At 60.8% G+C, this 22509-nt stretch carries 22 protein-coding genes; 10 read left to right on the top strand and 12 right to left on the bottom strand.

Going from position 1 to position 22509, the window contains the following annotated elements:
- Positions 1 to 82: 82 nt before the first annotated feature.
- From MST27_RS19305 to MST27_RS19275, 7 genes are all read right to left on the bottom strand, one after another.
- Positions 83 to 1357 carry a DUF3426 domain-containing protein gene (locus MST27_RS19305; RefSeq protein WP_243607547.1) on the bottom strand — a complete coding sequence of 425 codons (1275 nt, stop codon included), beginning with the start codon at positions 1355 to 1357 and terminating at the stop codon, positions 83 to 85.
- An 88-nt stretch (positions 1358 to 1445) separates the two neighbouring features.
- The gene (gene prmA / locus MST27_RS19300) at positions 1446 to 2327 is read right to left on the bottom strand and encodes a 50S ribosomal protein L11 methyltransferase (RefSeq protein WP_243607546.1); all 882 of its coding nucleotides are present in this window, start codon (positions 2325 to 2327) and stop codon (positions 1446 to 1448) included.
- Positions 2328 to 2475: 148 nt separating this feature from the next.
- Positions 2476 to 3825, bottom strand: a complete 1350-nt coding sequence (gene accC, locus MST27_RS19295) for an acetyl-CoA carboxylase biotin carboxylase subunit (protein ID WP_243607545.1) — start codon at positions 3823 to 3825, stop codon at positions 2476 to 2478.
- Between the two features lie 17 nt (positions 3826 to 3842).
- Entirely contained in the window at positions 3843 to 4298 is a 456-nt protein-coding gene (gene accB, locus MST27_RS19290) for an acetyl-CoA carboxylase biotin carboxyl carrier protein (protein WP_243607544.1), read from the bottom strand.
- Between the two features lie 75 nt (positions 4299 to 4373).
- Entirely contained in the window at positions 4374 to 4817 is a 444-nt protein-coding gene (gene aroQ / locus MST27_RS19285) for a type II 3-dehydroquinate dehydratase (protein ID WP_243607543.1), read from the bottom strand.
- A gap of 147 nt (positions 4818 to 4964) precedes the next feature.
- On the bottom strand, positions 4965 to 6767 hold the full coding sequence (locus MST27_RS19280; RefSeq protein WP_420864257.1) for a protein-disulfide reductase DsbD: 1803 nt from the start codon (positions 6765 to 6767) through the stop codon (positions 4965 to 4967).
- Positions 6745 to 7092 carry a Rieske (2Fe-2S) protein gene (locus MST27_RS19275; protein WP_243607542.1) on the bottom strand — a complete coding sequence of 116 codons (348 nt, stop codon included), beginning with the start codon at positions 7090 to 7092 and terminating at the stop codon, positions 6745 to 6747. Before MST27_RS19275 ends, MST27_RS19280 begins: the two co-directional genes overlap by 23 nt.
- 133 nt (positions 7093 to 7225) lie before the next feature.
- On the opposite strand from MST27_RS19275, the gene MST27_RS19270 reads away from it, so the two are divergent.
- The gene (locus MST27_RS19270; protein ID WP_243607541.1) at positions 7226 to 8107 is read left to right on the top strand and encodes a ChaN family lipoprotein; all 882 of its coding nucleotides are present in this window, start codon (positions 7226 to 7228) and stop codon (positions 8105 to 8107) included.
- Positions 8108 to 8325: 218 nt separating this feature from the next.
- On the opposite strand, the gene MST27_RS19265 is transcribed toward MST27_RS19270, so the two are convergent.
- From MST27_RS19265 to MST27_RS19250, 4 genes are all read right to left on the bottom strand, one after another.
- On the bottom strand, positions 8326 to 9123 hold the full coding sequence (locus MST27_RS19265; protein WP_243607540.1) for a cyclic nucleotide-binding domain-containing protein: 798 nt from the start codon (positions 9121 to 9123) through the stop codon (positions 8326 to 8328).
- A gap of 104 nt (positions 9124 to 9227) precedes the next feature.
- Entirely contained in the window at positions 9228 to 9500 is a 273-nt protein-coding gene (locus tag MST27_RS19260) for a TfoX/Sxy family protein (RefSeq protein ID WP_243607539.1), read from the bottom strand.
- Positions 9482 to 10267, bottom strand: a complete 786-nt coding sequence (locus tag MST27_RS19255) for a class I SAM-dependent methyltransferase (RefSeq protein WP_243607538.1) — start codon at positions 10265 to 10267, stop codon at positions 9482 to 9484. The genes MST27_RS19260 and MST27_RS19255 overlap by 19 nt, the downstream gene beginning before the upstream one ends.
- A gap of 113 nt (positions 10268 to 10380) precedes the next feature.
- Complete coding sequence (locus tag MST27_RS19250; RefSeq protein ID WP_243607537.1) at positions 10381 to 11943, bottom strand: bifunctional aminoglycoside phosphotransferase/ATP-binding protein; 1563 nt, start codon at positions 11941 to 11943, stop codon at positions 10381 to 10383.
- Between the two features lie 154 nt (positions 11944 to 12097).
- Here MST27_RS19250 and mrcB point away from each other — a divergent pair, with 154 nt between their 5' ends.
- Genes mrcB through MST27_RS19235 form a run of 3 tightly spaced genes read left to right on the top strand, consistent with a single transcriptional unit; the run spans position 12098 to position 15483 of the window.
- Positions 12098 to 14410: a penicillin-binding protein 1B gene (gene mrcB, locus MST27_RS19245; protein ID WP_243607536.1), complete on the top strand. Its 2313-nt coding sequence runs from the start codon at positions 12098 to 12100 to the stop codon at positions 14408 to 14410.
- A 51-nt stretch (positions 14411 to 14461) separates the two neighbouring features.
- On the top strand, positions 14462 to 15151 hold the full coding sequence (locus tag MST27_RS19240; protein WP_243607683.1) for a tetratricopeptide repeat protein: 690 nt from the start codon (positions 14462 to 14464) through the stop codon (positions 15149 to 15151).
- A complete protein-coding gene (locus MST27_RS19235; protein WP_243607535.1) occupies positions 15151 to 15483 on the top strand; it encodes a YqcC family protein in 333 nt (110 codons plus the stop codon). Before MST27_RS19240 ends, MST27_RS19235 begins: the two co-directional genes overlap by 1 nt.
- 41 nt (positions 15484 to 15524) lie before the next feature.
- On the opposite strand, the gene MST27_RS19230 is transcribed toward MST27_RS19235, so the two are convergent.
- On the bottom strand, positions 15525 to 15953 hold the full coding sequence (locus MST27_RS19230) for a DUF4124 domain-containing protein (RefSeq protein ID WP_243607534.1): 429 nt from the start codon (positions 15951 to 15953) through the stop codon (positions 15525 to 15527).
- Positions 15954 to 16353: 400 nt separating this feature from the next.
- On the opposite strand from MST27_RS19230, the gene MST27_RS19225 reads away from it, so the two are divergent.
- The 6 genes from MST27_RS19225 (at position 16354) to msrQ (ending at position 22294) form a co-directional block, all read left to right on the top strand.
- Positions 16354 to 18078, top strand: coding sequence for an acetolactate synthase 3 large subunit (locus tag MST27_RS19225; RefSeq protein WP_243607533.1), 1725 nt, complete (start codon positions 16354 to 16356; stop codon positions 18076 to 18078).
- Between the two features lie 2 nt (positions 18079 to 18080).
- Positions 18081 to 18572 (top strand): acetolactate synthase small subunit, encoded by a 492-nt coding sequence (ilvN, locus tag MST27_RS19220; protein ID WP_243607532.1) that lies wholly within the window; start codon positions 18081 to 18083, stop codon positions 18570 to 18572.
- 47 nt (positions 18573 to 18619) lie between these two features.
- The gene (ilvC, locus tag MST27_RS19215; protein ID WP_243607531.1) at positions 18620 to 19636 is read left to right on the top strand and encodes a ketol-acid reductoisomerase; all 1017 of its coding nucleotides are present in this window, start codon (positions 18620 to 18622) and stop codon (positions 19634 to 19636) included.
- A 148-nt stretch (positions 19637 to 19784) separates the two neighbouring features.
- Positions 19785 to 20618 carry a CDP-diacylglycerol--serine O-phosphatidyltransferase gene (pssA, locus tag MST27_RS19210; RefSeq protein WP_243607530.1) on the top strand — a complete coding sequence of 278 codons (834 nt, stop codon included), beginning with the start codon at positions 19785 to 19787 and terminating at the stop codon, positions 20616 to 20618.
- A 57-nt stretch (positions 20619 to 20675) separates the two neighbouring features.
- Complete coding sequence (msrP, locus tag MST27_RS19205; protein WP_243607529.1) at positions 20676 to 21689, top strand: protein-methionine-sulfoxide reductase catalytic subunit MsrP; 1014 nt, start codon at positions 20676 to 20678, stop codon at positions 21687 to 21689.
- Positions 21689 to 22294, top strand: coding sequence for a protein-methionine-sulfoxide reductase heme-binding subunit MsrQ (msrQ, locus tag MST27_RS19200; protein WP_243607528.1), 606 nt, complete (start codon positions 21689 to 21691; stop codon positions 22292 to 22294). Before msrP ends, msrQ begins: the two co-directional genes overlap by 1 nt.
- The last annotated feature ends 215 nt before the right edge of the window (positions 22295 to 22509 follow it).

Genomic DNA, 22509 nt, shown 5'->3' with positions numbered 1-22509 from the left:
AACAGCCTGAAGCTTATATCGGGCGGTTGGGTTGGCACGGCCATTCGACGGGCGGTGCCGGTCGGCAGCAGCGTTGCGCCTGCTATTCGGGCGAGCGGAAACTCAAGCTGTAGTTGACCGCTTTCGCGCCCGGGTCAAGGATGTCCAGCGCAATGTGGATGGGGATTTGCGAAGGCATTTCCCGCTGCCCGGCAAGCTCGCCCGATAAGTATTCGCCCGGTTTGAACGTGCGACGCGCCAAGGTCCGGCCGTTGATATCGTCGAAGCGTATTTCCAGCAAGGGGAAGGGCTGAGGGAAGGACGCGCGGTTGTAGATGATCGCATCCACCACCAGGGCGCCCGTGAATTCCGGATGGCTGCGCACGACCAGGTTGCTGCTTCTGATCTGGCTGATATCGACCTTGGGAGGCAGCTCGCAACCCAGTGAAGGACACACGCGGGCGAGCCAGGGGCGGTATTCATCCTGGCGGGACAGTTCGTCGAAATTGAAGTAGACGTATTGCCCGGCGAGGGTCGCCAATGCCAGCAGACAGAGCATGCCCCAGCCCAGCCAGCGGCCCCAGGGACGGCGGCGTGCCTGCTGCCAGTCCAATTGCAGTGGCTCGTCGTCGAGCTCGAACAGAGGGGCGTCGTCCTGACTCTTGCGGGTTCGCGGCTGGCGTTCGCCGCGCACCGGCGATGCGGTTGGCGCTGGCTCGTCGGGAGCGTGCATCTCCTCGACGGCAGGTTCGCTGCGTGGCGGGTCGGCCGGTGCGTCGAGGTGATCGCTCAGGGGGCTGCCCGTCGAGGCGAGGGGGGCAGGTGGTGCCGGGTGCGCATCGGTCACGGCGGTCAAGCGCAGCTCCGCGTGGCGTGGTTCGCTATCGTGGACCGGCTCGGAATGTGGCGCGGCAGGCGTATCGGTGCTGGACATGTCGTCGCCGAGAAGCCGTTCTGCCCAGGTCTCGTCCTGGCTGTCAGTGGGCTCAACACGCCGGCTCGGCGTCCCGGTGTGGTTGCTCTGCAGGGCCTGAAACTCTCTGGAGAGTTCTCGTTCCTGGCGCTCGAGCTTGGCGAGCTCCTCGTCCAGATCGAGATCGTCCAGATCCAGGTCATCGTGAATCCAGAAGGTGTTCGGATCGCCTTTTGGCGGTTTGATCGGTGCAGGCTGAAGCAGATGCTGCGGCGACTCCGGGATCGGTGATGTAGCCCGAGGTGCGGGCGGCGTCTCCGTTACTGGTGCCTGCAGGTACCGCGCGGCATTGAAGACGGCCATGCACGCGCCGCAACGCACCACGCCATGTGCGGCGGACAGCTGCGCGCCGCTCACGCGGAAGCTGGTCTGGCAGTGGGGGCATTGAGTGACGAAGCTGGTCATGCGCTGGTCCGACGGAAAACCCGGCTAGTCTAGCGCATGCCTGCGGATCAGCGGCAGGTGGGTTTCGCCGGGGTCGTGGCCGCGGTGTTCATTTGTGACGAGTGCCGCTGATCCGTACCCAGCCGTCTTTTTCCGCGGTTGGATCGAGTCGGAAGGCATCGGCATAGGCCGCGCGGACGTCATCGGCTTGTTCGGCAAGAATGCCTGACAGGGCCAGGCGTCCGCCCGGCTTTACCCGTTCGATGATCTGCGGCGCAAGGGCCACCAACGGGCCGGCGAGAATATTGGCGACCACGGTGTCCGATTGCCCTGCAGGCAACTGCTCGGGTAGGTACAGGGCGAAGCGGTCTTCAGCAATGCCGTTGCGCTTGGCGTTGTCCCGTGATGCTTCGATCGCCTGGATATCGATATCCGTGCCGATGGCGTGGTCGGCACCCAGCAGTAGCGCCGCAATGGCGAGAATCCCCGAACCGCAGCCGAAATCCAGCACCTGTTCACCAGCAAGCGTCTGCGCATCCAGCCACTCCAGGCATAACGCAGTGGTGGGGTGGGTGCCGGTCCCAAAGGCCAGTCCCGGGTCGAGTAACAGGTTCACGGCGTCGGGCTCCGGCGCGGCATGCCAGCTCGGGACGATCCAGAGCCTTCGGCCAAAGCGCATCGGATGGAAATTGTCCATCCAGCTGCGCTCCCAGTCCTGGTCCTCGATGTGCTCCAGGTGATGTTCGGGCAGTTCGGCGCCCAATAGCCAGCGCAGGTGCGCGATGAGTTCGGTTTCGTCGACGTCACCCTCAAACAAAGCCAGCAGGTGCGTATGAGACCACAGCGGGGTGGTGTTGAGATCCGGCTCGAAGATCGGTTGGTCCGCGGCGTCCATGAAGGTGACCGATACGGCGCCGACCTCGAGCAGGGCGTTCTCGAGTTCGGCTGCCTGTTCCGGTTCGATGGCGAGGCGTAGTTGTAACCAGGGCATGCGAAAGCGACCTCCAGATGATGCAACCTCAGACGGCGCGCCTGAGGCTGGAGAAAAAAGAAAGGGAGCGGCTGGGCCGCTCCCTTCGAATGCGCATCATATCGCTTGCAGCTTGCAGCTTGCAGCTTGCAGCTTGCAGCTTGCAGCGTTAGTGCTTGTCCATGCCCAGCTTCTTTTCCAGGTAGTGGATATTTACACCACCTTTGCAGAAGCCCGCGTCACGCACCAGGTCCCGGTGCAGCGGAATATTGGTCTTGATGCCGTCGACGACGATCTCGTCCAGTGCGTTGCGCATGCGAGCCATGGCCTCTTCGCGCGTGGCACCGTAGGTGATCAGCTTGCCGATCAGCGAGTCGTAGTTCGGTGGCACGGCATACCCGCTATACAGGTGCGAATCGACCCGAACGCCATTGCCGCCTGGTGCATGGAAATGCTTGACCTTGCCCGGGCTGGGCAGGAAGTTGGACGGATCTTCCGCGTTGATACGGCATTCCAGCGAGTGCCCGCGAATGACGACGTCCTTCTGCTTGATCGACAGCTTGTTGCCCGCCGCGATGCTCAGCATTTCCTTGACGATGTCCACGCCGGTCACCATCTCGGTCACCGGGTGCTCGACCTGCACGCGCGTGTTCATCTCGATAAAGTAGAAGTTGCCGTCTTCATAGAGGAATTCGAAGGTACCGGCTCCGCGGTAGCCGATCTCGACGCACGCATCGACGCAACGCTGGAGCACTTCGGCACGTGCCTTCTCATCGATGTACGGGGCGGGCGCTTCTTCGAGGACCTTCTGATGGCGGCGCTGAAGCGAACAGTCACGGTCACCGAGGTGAATCGCATTGCCCTGGCCGTCGGACAAGACCTGGACCTCGACGTGACGTGGGTTGCCGAGGAACTTCTCCAGGTAGACCATCGGATTGCCGAACGCAGCACCGGCCTCGGTGCGGGTCAGCTTGGCGGACTTGATGAGGTCCTCTTCCTTGTGCACCACGCGCATGCCGCGACCACCGCCGCCGCCCGCGGCTTTGATGATCACCGGATAACCAACCTCGCGCGCGATCGCCAGGGCGGTTTCCTCATCTTCCGGCAACGGACCATCGGAACCCGGCACCGTGGGGACGCCCGCTTTCTTCATCGCGTCCTTGGCCGACACCTTGTCGCCCATCAGGCGGATGGTTTCGGCTCTCGGCCCGACGAACGCAAAGCCCGAATTCTCGACCTGCTCTGCGAAGTCGGCGTTCTCGGCGAGGAAGCCATAGCCGGGATGGATTGCGGTGGCCCCTGTCACCTCGGCCGCGGCGATGATCGCCGGGATGTGCAGATAGGAATGAGTGGCAAGGGCAGGGCCAATGCACACCGACTCGTCTGCCAGCGCCAGGTGCATCAGCTCGCGGTCAGCCGTGGAGTGTACGGCGACCGTCTTGATCCCCATTTCCTTGCAGGCTCGCAAAATCCGCAGGGCAATTTCACCGCGGTTTGCGATCAGTACTTTTTCCAACATCGTTGGCTCTCCGCGATTCAAACGATGGTGAACAGCGGCTGGTCGTATTCGACCGGCTGACCATTCTCCACCAGGATGGATTCGATAGTGCCACTGGTTTCAGCCTCGATGTGGTTCATCATCTTCATGGCTTCGACGATGCAGAGGATGTCGCCCTTCTTGACAGTCTTGCCGACGTCTACGAATGGGGCCGACTCAGGCGAGGAGGCGCGATAGAAGGTACCGACCATCGGAGAGCGGATGACGGTGCCATTGAGTTTCGGCTGGGCGGGTGCCGCTTCGGCAGCTGGTGCTGCGGCGACTGGCGCAGGCGCCGGAGCAGCTGGGGCCGGTGCGTAGTATGGTTGCTGCACAGGGCCCTGTTTGCTGTGACGGCTGATGCGGACGGATTCTTCGCCCTCGTGGATTTCCAGTTCGTCGATACCGGACTCTTCCAGCAACTCGATCAGTTTCTTGACTTTGCGAATATCCATGAAGCGTTAACTCCCAAGTAGGTTCAGAGGGGCATTGATGCTCGCGTCTCGAAGCTGGCGCCTGTAGCGCCGGCCTCAGGATGCGGTGACTTGTTCCATGGCGGCTTCCAGTGCCAGTCGATAACCACTGGCCCCGAGACCGCAGATCACGCCTACCGCAACATCGGAGAAGTAGGAGTGATGGCGGAAAGGTTCACGTTTATGCACGTTCGACAGGTGCACTTCGATGAATGGGATGCTCACGGCCAGCAACGCGTCACGTAACGCGACGCTGGTATGGGTGAAGGCCGCCGGATTGATCAGGATAAAATCCACGCCCTCGCTGCGTGCGGCGTGGATGCGTTCGATAAGCTCGTATTCGGCGTTGGACTGCAGGTGCAGGAGATGATGGCCTGCGTCACGCGCACGTTGTTCCAGATCCTGGTTGATCTGGGCGAGTGTGACGGCGCCATAAACGCCGGGCTCTCGGGTTCCGAGCATGTTCAGGTTCGGGCCGTTCAAGACCAGAAACGTCGCCATGGGCATTCCTTGTTGTTCTAGCCGGACGTAGGCGCGGCGGGCACCTGCGGTGAAGGAAAAACTATGCACGAAGGATGGGCTGACTGTCCAGTCATGTCGCGATCGGCGTAAATGCCCGCATTATGACTGGAGATTGCGACAGACTGCTCAAAGAGCGGCTTCGGCGCGGTCCAGTCGCTGCAAGAAGGCGTCCGCGTCTATTTCACCCACGACGCGAGCATTCTGCAGCTCGCTCCCCTTGCGGTCGAAAAAGAGGATCGCAGGCGGGCCGAACAACTTGTAGCGATCGAGCAGCGCCCTTTGTGCCGGATTGCTTTCCGTGATGTCGAAGCGGATCAGGCGGTAGTCAGCAAGGCGTGGTGCGACCTGAGTATCAGCAAAGACCTCCCGCTCGATCACCTTGCAGCTGATGCACCAGTCGGCATACCAGTCGAGCATAACGGGTTGGCCCGCTGTTTTCGCCATGGCGAGCTCGGCGTCAAGTTGTGAAGGCGTGGTGATGGTCTGCCAGGCTTCACCGGCACTCTTTGCAGAGCCGGCTGCAGCAAAGCCTTGAGGAATGGGGCGCAGTGGGTCCGAACCGCCCTGCAGCGCGCCCATCCAGGCGCTGAGGGCGTAGACCAGCAATGCCAGCCCAAGCAGCTGAGCGAGCTTCTGCCTGGGCGTCTTGCTCGTCAGTTCGAGCGTGCCGAGAAACAGCGCGGCGCCCGCAGCGAGACCGCCCCAAAGGGCCAGCGCCACCTCGCCTGGAACGACGCGTTCAAGCATCCATATGGCCACGGCGAGTAACAGCACGCCGAAGGTGTTGCGCACCGTCACCATCCATGGGCCGCTTCGTGGCAATAGTGCGCCGCCGCCCGTTGCGAAGATGATCAACGGAACACCCATGCCGAGGCCCAGGGCGAACAGCTGCAGCCCTCCGCCCAACGCATCTCCGCTGCTGCTGATGTAGAGCAGCGCGCCGGCGAGCGGCGCGGATACGCAGGGTGATACGAGGAGACTGGAAATCGTACCGAGCAATGCTGCGCCCAGGAATGAACCGCCTTTGGCACTTCCGGCAGCCCGGTCCAGGCGAGTGGCGACCCATTGCGGCAGGCGCAGTTCGAACAGGCCGAACATGGCCAGGGCAAAGGCGACGAAGAACAAGGCAAAGGGAATCAGCACCCAGGGGGATTGCAGGCGTGCTTGCAGGTTCAGCTCTGCACCGAACAGGCCCATGAGGGCACCCAGCAGCGCGAACCCACCGGCCATGGGCAGAACGTAGGCCAACGCGAGTAGAAAGCTTCGCATGCCGCCAGGTTGTCCGCGAAGCACCACTCCCGACAGGATGGGGAGCATCGGTAATACACAAGGCGTGAAAGTCAGCCCGAGGCCGGCCAGGAAGAAAAGGGCGACTGCCCGCCAGGTGAAGGTTGCCCGATCGGCAGCGGCAGGGGCGTCGAGCACACTTGTTGCTGATGCGACAGCCCCGATGTTCAGCGATTCGGTCTCAGGCGGATAGCACAGGCCCTTGTCGGCGCAGCCCTGATACGTGACGTTCAGCGTGAAAGGCTCGCCGCTCGGGTTGCGTATCGGCAGTTCGATGTCGAGTATTCCGTAGTAGACCTCCACGTCGCCGAAATACTCGTCGTTCTTGGCTTCGCCAGCAGGCAGCACCGGCTCGCCGATGTCGACCGTGCTCGTGGGCGTCTTGAACTGGAAGCGATGGCGGTAGAGGTAGTAGCCCTCGGCTGCGGTAAAACGGAGCTTGACCCGCTCGGGAGACGTTTCGGCCAGGGTCAGGCGGAAGGCTTCGCGTACCGGTAGAAAGTCGGCACTGTTATTGAGCCCACCCAGCGTCGGGCTGGGTCGACTGTCAAAGAGCCCGGCGGCTGCGGGCAGGGCAACGAGTATTAGCAGCAGACTCAGCAAGCGGCGCATGGTCATCTCACTTGTAGCAACGTCGCTCATGATACCGGAGGCACCGGCCCGCCGCTTGGCCGTCCAGCTCGATGCCTGGCAGAGATTTCAGCCTCTGTCCCTCGCAGGGGCCAGCGACGCACTCGCCGCTTTCGACCAGAAATAAGGCACCGTGGGTCGCGCACTGGATAAGGCTCGCACTGCTGTCGAGAAACTGGTCGGGCAGCCACTCGAGGGGAACACCTCGGTGGGGGCAGCTGTTCTCGTAGAGATGGATCGCGCCGTCCTTGCGTACGGCGAACAGGCGCTGGCCCTCCACGTCGAAGCCTTTGCTGTGGCCTTCGAGCAGCTCGTCTGCGGCGCATAATCGAATCATGGTCGCTCCTGGCAAATGCCGATTGTCGCTCAGGATCCGCGTTGTGTCAGGGCAGGCGACGCAGCGTTTCTTGGCCGTGCCGGTTCGGGTTTGGTTAGCATCAGACACCGAGCCCACCCGTGATGGAGTCCCGATGCGTTTCCTATTCCCTGTCGTGTTTGTCGCCCTGGCTGCGTGCCAGACCGTGCCTCCGCTTCCGGCGTGGCAGAGTCCCGAGGGGCTCGATCACCCTGACGTCGGGCAGATTCTGGATCTGCGAGGCGACACGACGTTGAGCCCTGCGCAGCTCGTCGATCACCTGGCCGAGGCGGACCTGTTGCTGATCGGCGAGCGGCACGACAATCCGGATCACCACGCGTTGCAGCTCTGGCTCCTGCAGGCACTGGCCCAGCGTCGAGAGCAGGGCAGTCTTTTGATGGAGATGATCAGCCCGGACCAGCAGGATCGGGTTCGGCGGGTCCAGACTCTTTTCGCCGAGGGCAAGCCTCCAGTGGATGTGCCGGTGGCGCTGGCCTGGCAGGACGGCTGGGACTGGAGGCAGTACGGTCCGCTGGTCGAATACGCATTGCACCAGACTTACCCCCTGCTGCAGGCGAATCTTGATCGGGGCGAGATCAGTGAAATCTACCGCGGGCAGCCCGAAGTCGACGGGCGAGCCGCAGAGCCGAAGGTCCAATCCGTGCTGCTCGAGCAGATCCGTCAATCGCATTGCGACCTGCTGCCCTACGGTCAGCTGCCTGCCATGCTCGCGGTGCAACAACAGCGTGACCGGCGTATGGCGCGTCAGATGAGCCAGGCCCCCTTGCCGGCCATGCTGATCGCGGGAGCCTTCCATGTACGCCGGGACCTGGGGGTGCCGTTGCACCTTGACGCCAGGCAGTCGGATGAATCGAAGGTACTGCTATTGGCTGAAGTGGGCGACACGGTAGGCGCTGAGGAGGCGGACTTCGTCTGGTTCACGCCAGCCCAGCCGTATGTCGATCACTGCGCCCGCTTCAGGCGCGAGGCGCAGTAAGTGATGCTTTGTTAGCAGGCAAAAAAAGACCCGGCAAGAGCCGGGTCAAAAACCGTGATTAGCCTGATGAGGAGATAACCTGAAAGTCCGACTGCCTGGCCTTCCAGCTTATCGACTGATCTCGCGATCAGTTGCGATAATAATAACAATTCTCATTTCACAGTCAACCGCGAAACTGTACTTTCTTTGTCACCGTTCGTCGGGCTGAGGCGAAGGGTTCAGGCGCTCATCGGCAGACGTAATTGAGTGACTTCCTTGTTAAGGAGGTCGATGCGACGGGCCATGCTCTCGATGAGGCTGTGCGCAATCTTTGGATTGCTCTGCATCAGGCTAAGAAACTGATCCTTGGGAATCATCATGACCGTACAGGGTTCTGTCGCGACCACGGTGGCGCTGCGCTTTTCGCGGGTGAAAACGGCCATGGCCCCGAATATCTCGTCACGTTGGACATCACCAACCTTCTGTCCATCCACAACCGCTTCGGCGTGACCTTCGATGATGACGAAGACGTTATCGGCTTCGTCGCCTTGGCGAATCAGCTCCTCGCCCACAGCGAAATGCTGGAAGCCGGTAGTCGGGTGGATCTCGGGTTGCTTGAGCCGAGCCAGCGCATCGGACAGCAGGGCAGTCTGGCCAATCAGGTACTCGGTAAAGAGTTCCTGGCGCTGCTGATCAGCGTGGATATGGGCGAATACATCGCTGCGGGCATAAGGGATCAGTCGTATGGACTCGTCACTGCGATACCGGCATTGGGGCAGCTCGATGCCTTGCCGAAGGCCGAGCAGATCGCCCTCCTGGAGGTAGAAGAGGGGGCGGTCATCGACAAGCGCATGCAGCAGGCCGCTCTCGATGACGAACAATTGCTGCTCCGGCAGCTGGCTACCCAGATCATTCGATCCCTTGATTTCGATCGGAGCACCAGAAGGGGCGAGGCCTTCGAGAAGCTGGGCGGGGATTCCCTGCAGGCGGTTGATGAGGCGGTCGGCGTAGGCCGGTTGTTCCCCGAGTAAATACATGGCGACGGTCCTTGAGCGAGCCCACGATGAATTAAAGCGGTGCGCGCGCAGACAATAAGGCGGCGGCTATCGGCGAGTAAATCGCGCGGCGTGGAGGTTGTGAGCTAGCTCTTGTTGCCGTGAATGCAACTGTCGAAGTTGGTGTTCAGTTCGTGCTTCAGCACGTCGGGTAGGTCCTTCCAGCTGACGTCACGCAATGCGCCCTCAATCGCATAGAGCAACACGCGCGAGGCGCCAAACCCTCTTGATTTCACCGCGTGATAAGCATTCACCGAACCAATTCGGCGCAAATCCTCGGCCGTGTGGATGCCGGAGGCGTGCAGCCATTGGGCGGACGTCTTTCCCAGGTTCTTCAGGGTCAGCAGTTCGTCGGGCATGGTGTCTCCTGTGCACCGGGATAGCCAGTTATGAAGTGCAGCGGCCAGCGTACGTCGAGCTCGCGCTCGGGATTACCCCAAAGGTGTTGAAGCGATGCTGCGATAGCCTCGATCGGGTCTTCACCGTGGATCTGCTGCCATTGCCTGACGGCTGACCAGGTGCGCAGGTAGCCTAGCAGCTGGTCCAGGCGCCAATGTGCTTCGATGAAGAACGCGGGTGGTTCGATGAGTGGAAAGGGGACCGAAGGTCGAATGTCGCGATACCCGGCGTCAACGCTGGCGCGGCCGTCTGGCCAATAGCCCCGGAGTGTCGTGCCGTGGAGGTGATCTATGATTGCGTCGATCCGGGGCGTAAGACGCAGCAGGCCGTAGCACCAGGCGCAAAACAGGCCATCGGCCGTGAGGACGCGCCGGGCTTCGGCAAAGAAAACAGGCGTGGCGAACCAGTGGAGGGCCTGTGCCACGACCAGCAGGTCGACTGTTCCGGAGGTCAGCGGCAAACGCTCGGCGTTCGCCGCGAAGCGTTTGGCGGTGGCCCAGCCTGACGCTTCCTGTAATTGCGTGACGCTGGCGTCGCAGGCCAGGACGGTATCGAACCGTGGGACGAGTCCCAGTGTTGCCTGCCCGCTTCCGGCAGCCACATCGAGCGCCAGCGTATGTCGCGGGGCCTTTTCGGCGAGCCAGGTGAACAGCGATGCGGGATAGGTCGGCCGAAACTGGGCGTACTGGCCCGAATCGATCGAGAAGAGCCGGACGCTGTCACTCATGGCAACGGGCCGGTTGCGGGGTTGTTGAACGGTTTGGCATGGCTAATTTCCGCAGGCAGGCCTGCGCAAGTATAGATGCGACGCCCGGTTCTGCCTGGCGCCGCATCGAGTAGTCAAAGACCAGGCAGCTTCGTCCGGATGGCGGCGACAAGTTCATCCAGGCTCGAGGCGTCAAGCGTGTCAACGCGCCGTGCCAGCAACCGCTCATCATCGGTCAACGGCTCACGGTTTCGTTGCTGTGATTCGATGACTTCGAGCGTAGCGTCGGAGGGGTCGCCTCCTTGTGCCTGTCTCTGGCTCAGCCACTCGGCAATCACCGCGTCGGGCGCATGGCAGTCGATGATCATGAACGGAACGCCGGTGGCCTCGGCCACTTGCCACGCCGCCTGGCGTGGCTGCTGTTTGAGATAGGTCGCATCGATCACCACGGAAAAACCCGCATTCAGCGCTCGCTCGGCGATTTCATGAAGGCGCCGGTACGTTGCTTCGGTCGAGGCTGCATCGTAGATGCCTCGGTCAAGTTGACCAACAGCTGTGGTCGCCTGGGCGCCGAACAGTCGCTTGCGCTCGATATCCGAACGCAGCCGCAGTGCACCCAGGGCCTCGACCAGGCGCAACGCTACACCGCTTTTACCGACGGCCGATACGCCGTGGGTGATCGCCAGGAAGCGCGAAGGAATCGCACTGTAGCTTTCGGCGAGGTTCGCGTAGCTGCGGTACTGGCGAAGGACTACCCGGCGCTGGACCGGATCCTGCTCCTGGTGGAGGCGGAACAGGCTGATCTTCGCGCGCACCAGCGCCCGATAGGCCTTGTACAGGTTGAGCAGTTCCAGCGCCGCGTAGTCGCCGGTGTGCTCGAGCCAGCCGTTGATAAAGCGACGCGCCTGGCATTTCAGCCCGCGATCCTCCAGGTCCATTGCCAGGAACGCGGCGTCGGACGCTATGTCGATCAGGCGGAAGGGTTCGTTGAACTCGATGCAGTCGAACAGCACGACCTTGTCATCGATGAGGGTGGCATTCCCCAGGTGCAGGTCGCCGTGACACTCTCGGATGAAGCCGCCCTGGCATCTCGCCTCGAGCAGAGGTTGGAGCCGCGCGATACTGGTTTCGGTCCAGTCCATGAGTGCGTCGAGCTGTTGCAGATCACCCGGCTCGTTCAGCAATGGCCGGATCTGCTCGAAATTCTGGCGCATGGGCGCCACGATGGCGTCAGCGCTGTTCAACGGGTGACCGGTCGGGACCTGGGGAATCTCCATGTGGAACCGGGCGATCTGTTCGGCAAGGGCATCGATGTGCGCATCGCCCAGCTCACCTCTGGCCTGCACCTCGGCAAGCAACTGGCTCTGCGGGAATTCGCTCATTTGCAAGAGATATTCGATCGGCTCCCCGTCGCCATCGATGCTAGGTGCTTCGATACTGCCTGTTACCGGCAGCACCTGCAGGTACAGCGCTGGCGCCATGCGTTGATTCAGGCGCAGCTCCTCTTCGCAGAAATGCTTGCGCGCCGACAGTGTGGTGAAGTCGAGAAAACCGAAATCGACTGGCTTCTTCATCTTGTAGGCATGGCGGCCGGTCAAGATGACCCAGGAGATATGGGTTTCGATCACCTTGAATCCATCCACCGGGTGTGGATAAAGGGCTGGGTTTTGCAGCGCGGCGATCAATGCTTGGCTCACGGTCATTCCTTTCGAGGCGTTGGACGGGCGTGTGAGCACATCGGGACATAGGTCACACAGTCTGAAAGCGCACCATTATGTCGATCCCTCGTGAGCGTGCAAACCGCCGGGAGGGCGTCTTGCACTGAAACGGAAGTGCGTATAATGCGCCGCCATGACTAAATCTCGCTCCGCTCGTTCTCGCCCCAAACGCCGTTCCGGTGGGTCACGCCCCTGGTTGGGTTGGGCCATCAAACTCTCCATCGTTGCGCTGGTGATACTCGCCGGTATCGCCGTTTATCTCGATGCGGTGGTGCAGGAAAAGTTTTCCGGCAAGCGGTGGACCATCCCTGCCAGCGTCTACGCACGTCCGCTGGAGCTGTTTGTCGGGCAGAAATTGCACAAGGACGATTTCCTGGCGGAGCTGGACGCGCTGGGCTATCGGCGCGAGCGCGCGCTCAGCGGTCCTGGCTCGGTTTCTGTTGCTGCCAATGCCGTGGAAATGCATACCCGTGGTTTTCAGTTCTACGAAGGGCTCGAGGAGTCGAGGCGTATTCGTGTTCGTTTTTCCGGCGATTTCGTGGCGGGTCTGGCGCAGTCGGACGGTAGCGACCTGCCGGTCGCGAGGCTCGAGCCGCTGTTGATCGGCGGGTTGTATCCAGCGCACAACGAGGACCGCATCCTGATCAAGCTGGATCAGGTGCCGCCGTATCTGATCGAGACCTTGGTCGCCGTCGAGGATCGTGAGTTCTTCGAGCACTTCGGTGTCTCGCCCAAGTCCATCGCCCGCGCCGTTTGGGTGAATCTGACGGCAGGAGCGGTGCGCCAGGGCGGCAGCACCCTGACACAGCAGCTCGTGAAGAACTTCTACCTGACCAACGAGCGCAGCCTCAGCCGCAAGGCCACCGAGGCGATGATGGCCGTGTTGCTCGAGTTGCATTACGACAAGAACGAGATTCTCGAGGCTTATCTGAACGAGGTGTTCCTCGGTCAGGATGGGCGCCGCGCCATTCATGGATTCGGGCTGGCTAGCCAATACTTCTTCGGCAGGCCGCTGGCCGAATTGAAGCTTCAACACGTCGCTCTGCTGGTCGGCATGGTCAAGGGGCCGACCTATTACAACCCGCGTCGTCATCCGGAGCGGGCGTTGGAGCGTCGCAATTTGGTGATCGACCTGCTCGAACAACAGCAGGTGGTCAGCGCGGAAGAGGCCACCCAGGCACGCAAGGCGCCCTTAGGCGTCACCCAGCGGGGCAGCATGGCCGACAGTTCCTATCCGGCGTTTCTCGATCTGGTTAAAAGGCAGCTGCGCGAGGACTATCGCGACGAGGACCTGACCGAGGAAGGGCTCCGCGTATTCACCAGTTTCGATCCGATCCTTCAGCTCAAGGCTGAAAAAGCCATGAGCGAGACGCTCAAGCGGCTGGGCAAGGCTGCAGAAGGTGTGGAAGGCGCGATGCTGGTAACCAATCCGGAAACCGGGGAACTTCAAGCGATGCTAGGAAGCCGTCAACCCGGATTCGCCGGTTTCAACCGTGCGCTGGATGCGTCGCGTCCGATCGGTTCGTTGATCAAGCCTGCCATCTACCTCGCCGCCCTGGAGAAACCCAGCGAATACACCCTGACCAGCTTGCTGCAGGATGAACCCTTTTCCGTCAAGGGTGCCGATGGAAAGGTCTGGAAGCCGCAGAACTACGGGCGTACTGCCCACGGCACCGTCTACCTCTATCAGGCGCTGGCCAACTCGTACAATTTGTCCACGGCTCGCCTTGGCATGGACCTTGGCGTACCGCACGTGCTGCGCACGCTCGAGCGGCTAGGCGCCTCTCCGCAATGGCCGGCTTATCCGTCGATGCTGCTCGGGGCGGGCGGTTTGCGGCCGATCGAAGTCGCCGACATGTACCAGACCTTGGCGAACGGTGGTTTCAACACACCGTTGCGTGCTATTCGCAGCGTGGTTGCGGCCGATGGTGAGCCGCTGAGTCGTTACCCGTTCAAGATCCAGCAGCGCTTCGATGCTGGTGCGATCTACCTTACGCAATACGCGATGCAGCGTACGATGCTCGAGGGCACTGGCCGATCCGTCTATAACCACGTGCCCAGATCACTGGCATTGGCGGGCAAGACGGGTACGACGAACGATTCGCGTGACAGCTGGTTCGCGGGTTTCAGTCAGGATCTGCTCGCAGTTGTCTGGCTTGGTCGAGACGATAACGGCAAGACCAGCCTCACGGGGGCGACTGGTGCGTTGCAGGTCTGGGCGGATTTCATGCGTCGGGCCGACCCACTGCCCCTGCAAACCCCGACGCCAAGCAATGTCGTGATGGCCTGGGTGGACGCCCGCACAGGTCAGGGGTCGGCGGAAAACTGCCCCGACGCTGTCCAGATGCCATATATACGTGGCAGCGAACCGGCTCCCGGCCCTGGCTGCGGGTTGCGCGCCCCTGCCGAATCCGTCATGGACTGGGTGCGCGGCTGGCTGCCCTGATTCGAACTGCTGCGTTAGATTCTTGAGGACGAAAGAGTGAAAAGATATTGGATGGCGCTGGTGGCCGGCCTAGTGCTGGTGCAGGGTTGCGCTTCGGTCAAGCGTGGCGCGATCCCCGTCGTTGACGCCGGTGCACCGGTGTCGGAAGAGGTGTCGTCGCGGCGGGCCGGTGGTTCGGTTGCGGCCCCGGCGGCCGCCTCTGGAACGGCTGTACAAGACTCGGAGGTCATGGTCATGGTACCGCCGCAAAGCTCGGAGCCATTGCAGACCTTCGCGGCACCTGAATCCGTATGGTCCGGTGGGTCGGTACCTTCACCGAGCGCGTCTGAACAAGCGGCACCTGCACAACCCGCTCCTGCACCTCGCCCGGCGCCGAGCGGTATTCCGTCCACCGGCACGCTCTCGGCGGATGAGCAACTGGATGGGCCTGTACTGGCATTGCTGACGACCGCCCAGCAGCAACAGGGCGGAGGCGATCTGAACGGTGCTGCGTCGAGTCTGGAACGCGCGCAGCGGATCGCTCCTCGGGAGCCGCAGGTGCTCTATCGATTGGCGCAGGTCCGTCTTGCGCAAGGGGATGCGGTCCAGGCGGAGCAGCTTTCGCGCCGAGCCCTGGGTTATGCCGCTGAGCGACCGGCTCTGCAGGCGAGCCTGTGGGAGCTCATCGCTCAGGCCCGTGAGCGCCAGGGTGACGCGGCTGGCGCAGCTCAGGCGCGTGAACGTGCCAAGGTCCGATTGTGATGGACCGCCGCGTGCCAGCGCTGGCCGAACAGCTGCTCCTCATCGAGCGGGAATTGCGTGTCCTGGGCGCCTGGGCTATGGAGGCGCCGAGCCCCGAAGCACTCGCCAGTCAGGAGCCGTTCTGCGTGGACACGCTGTCGTTTGAGCAATGGCTGCAATGGATCTTTCTTCCACGGATGAAGACCATCCTGGAAGAGGGGCGGGCACTTCCCTCGGTTTCCGGCATTCTGGCGATGGCGGAAATGGTGTACCAGAACGACCAGGCGCGGGTGTCGCGCCTCATGGAAGCCTTGGAACGTTTCGATCAGTTGATCGGTGGCCATCCCGCCTGAGAGGCACGGTCGCCACCGGTCAAGCGTGTCAGCTCACCGAATCAGGAACAGGTGTCTGAGATTTTCTGTTTCGTTTCGCTGATGCGCTGCTGACGTTCTTCCTCGCCCAGCCGTCTGAGCTGTCCGGCTTCTTCGATTCGTACTCTGGGGTTGTTTTCCAGTTGCGCCAGATTGGTGCGCAGGGTCGTGCAGTAGCTCTTGCGATCCGCCTCTTGCCTGGCGACCTCGCGTTTCACTTTTTCATCGATCGCCTGCTGGTCCGGTTCGGTTTCGGACCCAGCCGCTGGCGGCGTGCTGACAGGCTTCGGAACGGGGGTGGCGGTGCTGAACGACTCGGCGGCCTGGCCAGCCGGCGGCTGCGCGCCGAAGTGCGTAACGCCTTGTGCGTCCACCCACTTGTAGATTTGACCTGCCATAACACCACCGCTCAATACGAGCAGCAGCCCACCCGCAAGAATCCTCGAACGCATGCTTGTCCCTATCCTGGATGCGAAACCTGGCCCTACTATACGCAAAAGCGCTGACCGCTCATGCTGCGCTGCATCACAGGTGAAAGCTGTCGAACGCCGATAGCGGGCTTGACTTGCCGGTATCTAATCCGAACAATTCAGGGCTTGCCGTTCTGAGTGCCCGGCCAAGTGCTGCACTCAGTCCTTCGATAGGCGCTCACCCGCGCCGACTTGCTACACCCGCAACGCGTTACCTCGCGCTGGGAGGAGCGTCCCGCAACACTTTGGGACCTTCCTGATTGCCAAGTCAGCAGCTGACGTAGTCGGCGACCACCGTCGCTCACGCCGCTGTTTGGCAGTAAACCTACTTTCTGGCCGGTCCGACGCGGAGCGGCTAACTGGCGTTCTAGAGGTGAACAACGTGGAACTTTTATCCGGCGCTGAAATGGTCGTCCGCTTCTTGCGTGACGAAGGCGTTAAGTACATCTACGGCTATCCAGGCGGCGCCTTGCTGCACATCTACGATGCGCTGTTCAAGGAAAAAGAAGTCACGCACATCCTTGTCCGGCACGAGCAGGCCGCAACCCACATGGCTGATGGGTACGCCCGCGCAACCGGCAAGGCCGGCGTCGTGCTGGTGACTTCCGGCCCTGGTGCAACCAACGCGATCACCGGTATCGCCACTGCCTACATGGACTCGATTCCGATGGTCGTCATTTCCGGCCAGGTCGCGAGCAACATGGTCGGCACCGATGCGTTTCAGGAGACCGACATGATCGGTATCTCCCGGCCAATCGTTAAGCACAGTTTCATGATCAAGCATCCCTCGGAAATTCCCGAGGTGATGAAGAAAGCTTTCTACCTCGCGCAGTCGGGTCGGCCCGGTCCGGTCGTGGTGGACATTCCGAAGGACATGACCAACCCCGCCGAGAAGTTCGAATACGTCTACCCGAAGAAGGCGAAGCTGCGTTCCTACAGCCCTGCAGTGCGCGGTCATTCCGGCCAGATTCGCAAGGCTGCCGAGCTGCTGCTGGCAGCCAAGCGCCCGATCATCTATGCAGGTGGCGGCGTTGTCATGGGTGGCGCTTCTTCTCAGCTGACCGAGCTGGCGCAGATGCTCAACCTGCCAGTGACCAATACTCTGATGGGGCTTGGGTGCTATCCGGGTAGCGATCGTCAGTTCGTCGGCATGCTGGGCATGCACGGGAGCTACACGGCGAACCTGGCGATGCACCATTCCGACGTAATCCTGGCGGTCGGCGCTCGCTTCGACGATCGCGTGATCAACGGCGCGACCAAGTTCTGCCCGAACGCCAAGATCATCCATATCGACATCGATCCCGCCTCGATTTCCAAGACGATCAAGGCCGATATTCCGATCGTTGGACCGGTCGACAGCGTGCTGACCGAGATGGTCGCGATCGTCAAGGAGATTGGTCAGGCGCCCAACGCCGAGACGGTGGCCAGTTGGTGGAAACAGATCGAAGAGTGGCGCGGTAGCCGCGGCTTGTTCCCGTACGACAAGGGTGACGGCACCATCATCAAGCCGCAGGCGGTTGTTGAAATGTTGTGCGAAGTCACCAAGGGCGAGGCCTACATCGCATCCGATGTAGGGCAGCATCAGATGTTCGCCGCGCAATATTATCGGTTCAACAAGCCGAATCGCTGGCTCAACTCCGGTGGCCTAGGGACAATGGGGTTTGGTTTTCCAGCCGCAATGGGCGCCAAGCTGAACTTCCCAGACGCCGATGTCGCCTGCGTGACCGGCGAGGGCAGTATTCAGATGAACATCCAGGAACTCTCGACCTGCCTGCAGTACGACCTGCCGGTGAAGATCGTGAATCTGAATAACGGTGCGCTGGGGATGGTCCGGCAGTGGCAGGACATGCAATACAACAGCCGCTACTCCCATTCCTACATGGAGTCGCTGCCTGACTTCGTGAAGCTCGTCGAGGCCTATGGGCACGTCGGCATGCGCATTACCGACTTGAAGGACCTGCGGCCGCGTATGGAGGAGGCATTCGCAATGAAGGATCGCCTGGTGTTCCTCGATATTGCCGTGGATACCAGCGAGCACGTCTACCCGATGCAGATCAAAGACGGCGCCATGCGCGACATGTGGCTCAGCAAGACGGAGCGGACCTGATCATGAGACACATCATCTCCCTGTTGCTGGAAAACGAGCCAGGCGCGCTGTCCCGCGTGGTCGGTCTGTTCTCGCAACGCAATTACAACATCGAAAGCCTCACGGTCGCACCGACGGAAGATCCCACGCTGTCGCGTCTGACGTTGACTACGATCGGTCACGAGGAGGTGATCGAGCAGATCACCAAGAACCTCAACAAGCTGATCGAAGTGGTCAAGCTGGTGGATCTGTCGGAAAGCGCTCACATCGAGCGCGAGCTGATGCTCATCAAGGTGAAAGCGACCGGCGCCCAGCGTGCCGAAGTCAAACGCACCACTGATATCTTTCGCGGCCAGATCGTGGACGTGACCTCGAACGTCTACACCATCCAGCTGGCCGGCACGAGCGACAAGTTGGACAGTTTCATTCAGGCCATCGGCACAACGTCGATCCTGGAGGTCGTGCGCAGCGGTGTCACCGGGATATCCCGGGGCGACAAAGTGCTGAGCATTTAATTTCTTTTTATCGAATGGCCCGAATGGGCGGCAACAGGGGTATCACCATGAAAGTTTTCTACGACAAAGACTGCGATCTTTCCATTATCCAGGGGAAGAAAGTAGCGATCATCGGCTACGGATCGCAGGGTCATGCCCACGCCTGCAACCTTAAGGATTCGGGGGTGGACGTGACGGTCGGCCTGCGTGCTGGCTCTTCTTCGGTGGCCAAGGCCGAAGCCCATGGCTTGAAGGTCGACAACGTAGCTGCTGCTGTAGCGGCCGCCGACGTGGTGATGATCCTGACGCCCGACGAGTTCCAGGGGCGGCTGTACCGCGACGAGATCGAGCCGAACCTGAAGAAGGGTGCAACGCTGGCGTTCGCGCATGGCTTCTCGATCCACTACAACCAGGTCGTTCCGCGTGCCGACCTTGACGTCATCATGATCGCGCCCAAGGCTCCGGGCCACACCGTCCGTTCCGAATTCGTGAAGGGTGGCGGTATTCCTGACCTGATCGCGATCTATCAGGACGCCTCCGGCAATGCCAAGAACGTAGCGCTGTCCTACGCTTCGGGTGTGGGCGGTGGTCGCACCGGTATCATCGAAACAACGTTCAAGGACGAAACCGAAACCGACCTCTTCGGCGAGCAGGCCGTTCTTTGTGGCGGTTGCGTCGAGCTGGTGAAGGCGGGCTTCGAAACGCTGGTGGAAGCGGGCTACGCCCCTGAAATGGCTTATTTCGAATGCCTGCACGAGCTGAAGCTGATCGTGGACCTCATGTTCGAGGGCGGCATCGCCAACATGAACTACTCAATCTCCAACAACGCGGAGTACGGCGAGTACGTAACCGGCCCGGAAGTGATCAATGCCGAGTCGCGTGCGGCCATGCGTAATGCGCTCAAGCGGATTCAGAACGGCGAATACGCCAAGATGTTCATCACCGAGGGCGCTGCCAACTATCCGTCTATGACGGCTTATCGCCGTAACAATGCGGCTCACGGCATTGAGGTCGTGGGCGAAAAGTTGCGTTCGATGATGCCTTGGATCGCGGCGAACAAGATCGTCGACAAAACCAAGAACTGACGGCAGTTCTGGATGACTAGAACGCGGCCCAGGCCGCGTTCTTTCGTTATGCCAGTAGAACTCTGATATAAAAGCGCCGCTGGTGCCGGGTGAACCCGCATAGCCGGCGCCGGTCCAAAATATTTAAAGCAGCTGTAGGGTGAAGTGCATGAATGAGCGTCCCGAAGAGCCGAACAATTCCGTCGAGCCCGAGAGCCTGCTCCCGATCGACGAGCACGTCGAGGAAATTCAGGACTCAGAAGGGCGCAAGGTCAGGCATCGTGGCATCTACTTGCTGCCCAACCTGTTCACCACGGCGAATCTGTTCGCCGGTTTCTTCTGCATCATCACCGCGATCAACGGTAATTTTTACGTTGCGGCAGCCACCGTTTTTGTCGCGATGGTCCTTGATAGCCTGGACGGTCGGGTGGCGCGCTTGACGAATACGCAAAGCGCTTTCGGTGCGGAATACGATTCGCTCTCCGATATGGTGGCCTTTGGCCTTGCGCCGGCTGTCCTGGCTTACGAGTGGGCACTCTCTGGTCTGGGTAATGTGGGCCTGACAGTGGCATTCATTTATGTGGCTTGTGCCGCACTGAGGTTGGCTCGTTTCAATACTCAGATCGGCAAGGTGGACAAGCGTTGGTTCATTGGGCTGGCGAGTCCGGCGGCAGCTGGTGTAGTCGCCGGTTCGGTATGGGCTGTCTGGGCGCTTGATGAGCCAGGTATCCGCGGAGTGGATCTCCCGCTTGCGGTGGTGATGTTGTTTGCTCTGTTGGTGGCGGGCGCTGGGCTTTTGATGGTCAGCAATATCAAGTACTACAGCTTCAAGGACCTGGACCTGAAAGGCCGAGTACCTTTCGTTGCCATCTTGGTGGTCGTGCTGGTCTTTGCAGTAGTGTTCAGTGATCCCCCGCGTATCCTCTTGTTGATTTTCCTGGCGTATGCCGTGTCTGGTCCCGTTCAGTTCCTGATGCGTCGACGGAAGCGCGTCGAAGGTTGATTTCTCTTCTGTTCCGCTGTCTAGTGGTGTTCCCACCTACGGGCAGCGGAGCACGTCATGCTTATCCGAAACCGCCGTCGCAGCGATTGTCACGAATCTGAAGTTACTCCCGAGGCGCTGTATCTCAGTCGCCGCCGGTTCGTTCATGGATCGCTCTTGGCAGCGGGGGCTGCCGCACTACCGTCGCACACCCTGGCTGCGAGTGGCAGTCAATATGCTGATGTCGATAGCGTCGACGCGCCTGAATGGTTCAATGCCAAGCTGACTGATGTTCGTTGGCAAGCGGTAACGGTAAAGGGCGAGGCTGTCACGCCTTATAAAGACGCCACCAGCTACAACAATTTTTACGAGTTTGGTCCGAACAAGGGTGACCCTGCTCGATACGCGCCAAAAATGTCGACTGAACCCTGGGCGGTAGTGGTCGATGGTGAGGTGTCGAAGCCTGGCCGTTACGTACTGGATGATCTCTTTTCGTTGGCCCGGCTGGAGGAGCGGATCTACCGGCTGCGCTGCGTAGAGGCGTGGTCGATGGTCATCCCGTGGCTCGGATTTCCGTTGGCCGACCTGATCAAACGCCTCGATCCGACCTCGCACGCCAAATACATCAGTTTCGAGACGCTCAGTCGGCCAGAGGAAATGCCTGGCATGCGAGCCGGTTTTTCGCTCATCGACTGGCCTTATGTCGAAGGGTTGAGAATGGACGAGGCTATGCATCCATTAACCGTGATGGCGGTTGGCATGTATGGTCGGGTTTTGCCAAATCAGAATGGCGCACCGCTGCGGTTGGTCGTGCCCTGGAAGTACGGTTTCAAAAGTATCAAATCGATCGTCAGGATCAGTTTCCTACGTAGCCAGCCGGCCACCACCTGGCAAACCATGGCTCCGCAGGAATACGGTTTTTATGCCAACGTGAACCCACAAGTTTCCCACCCGCGGTGGTCACAGGCTCGCGAACGAAGATTGCCAGGCAGCCTATTCAGTCCCAACGTTCGCGATACGCTTCTATTCAATGGGTATGCTGATGACGTCGCGTCGCTCTATGCCGGCATGGATCTGAGCAAGGAATATTGATGCGCTACCCATGGTTGCGGTTGGCCGTGTTTATCATCGGCGCCCTTGTGCCTGCATACTGGCTCTACCTTGGCGGCGTGGGCGATCTCGGGCCGGACCCGGGGAAGGTGCTTGTCGATAACCTTGGGCAGGGGGCATTGGTATTTCTACTGTGCTCGTTGGCGATGACGCCGCTGCAGAAGGTTTCCGGCTGGCCCGGCTGGATTGCGTTGCGTCGTCAGCTAGGGCTGTGGTCTTTCGCTTACGCCTCGATGCATCTGATGGCGTACCTCTTTTTCCTTCTTGGGCTAGATGTTGAGAGCCTACCGACGGAAGTGCTCGAGCGTCCTTATATTACGGTTGGAGCGGCTGCCTGGCTGGGATTGCTTGCACTGGCTGCGACTTCGACGCGTTGGGCCATGCTCAAATTGGGGAAGCGCTGGAAGCGGCTCCACAAGTGCATCTATCCAATACTGTTGCTGGCGCTTCTGCATATGCTCTGGGTAGTCAGGGCCGATGCGGGCCGGTGGGCACTGTACGCGACTGTCGGGGCGGTGTTGCTCACAGCTCGCTTGCCGAGCGTGCAGCGCTCGTTGGTGGGGGTGGGGCGACAGGGTAGTAGGTGAGGCGCGAAGATATTTGTTGACGCGCTGGTCGTGCGCCCTATAATGCGCACCTTCTCCGGCGTGGCCTCTTCGAAAAACCATTTGTATATCAATAGGTTATCGAGATAAAGGGCTTGCACGGAGGGCGGATTCGAGTAGAATGCGCCGCGCTGGCCGGGCGGAGGTAAAGCGCTGCTGGCGGCTCTGGCCGGATGATCGGGGTGGTGGAAGGAGGT

It is taken from the genome of Stutzerimonas marianensis (assembly GCF_022810315.1).
Classification (GTDB): Bacteria; Pseudomonadota; Gammaproteobacteria; order Pseudomonadales; family Pseudomonadaceae; genus Stutzerimonas; species Stutzerimonas marianensis.
This window is presented reverse-complemented; position numbering and strand designations above follow the sequence as displayed.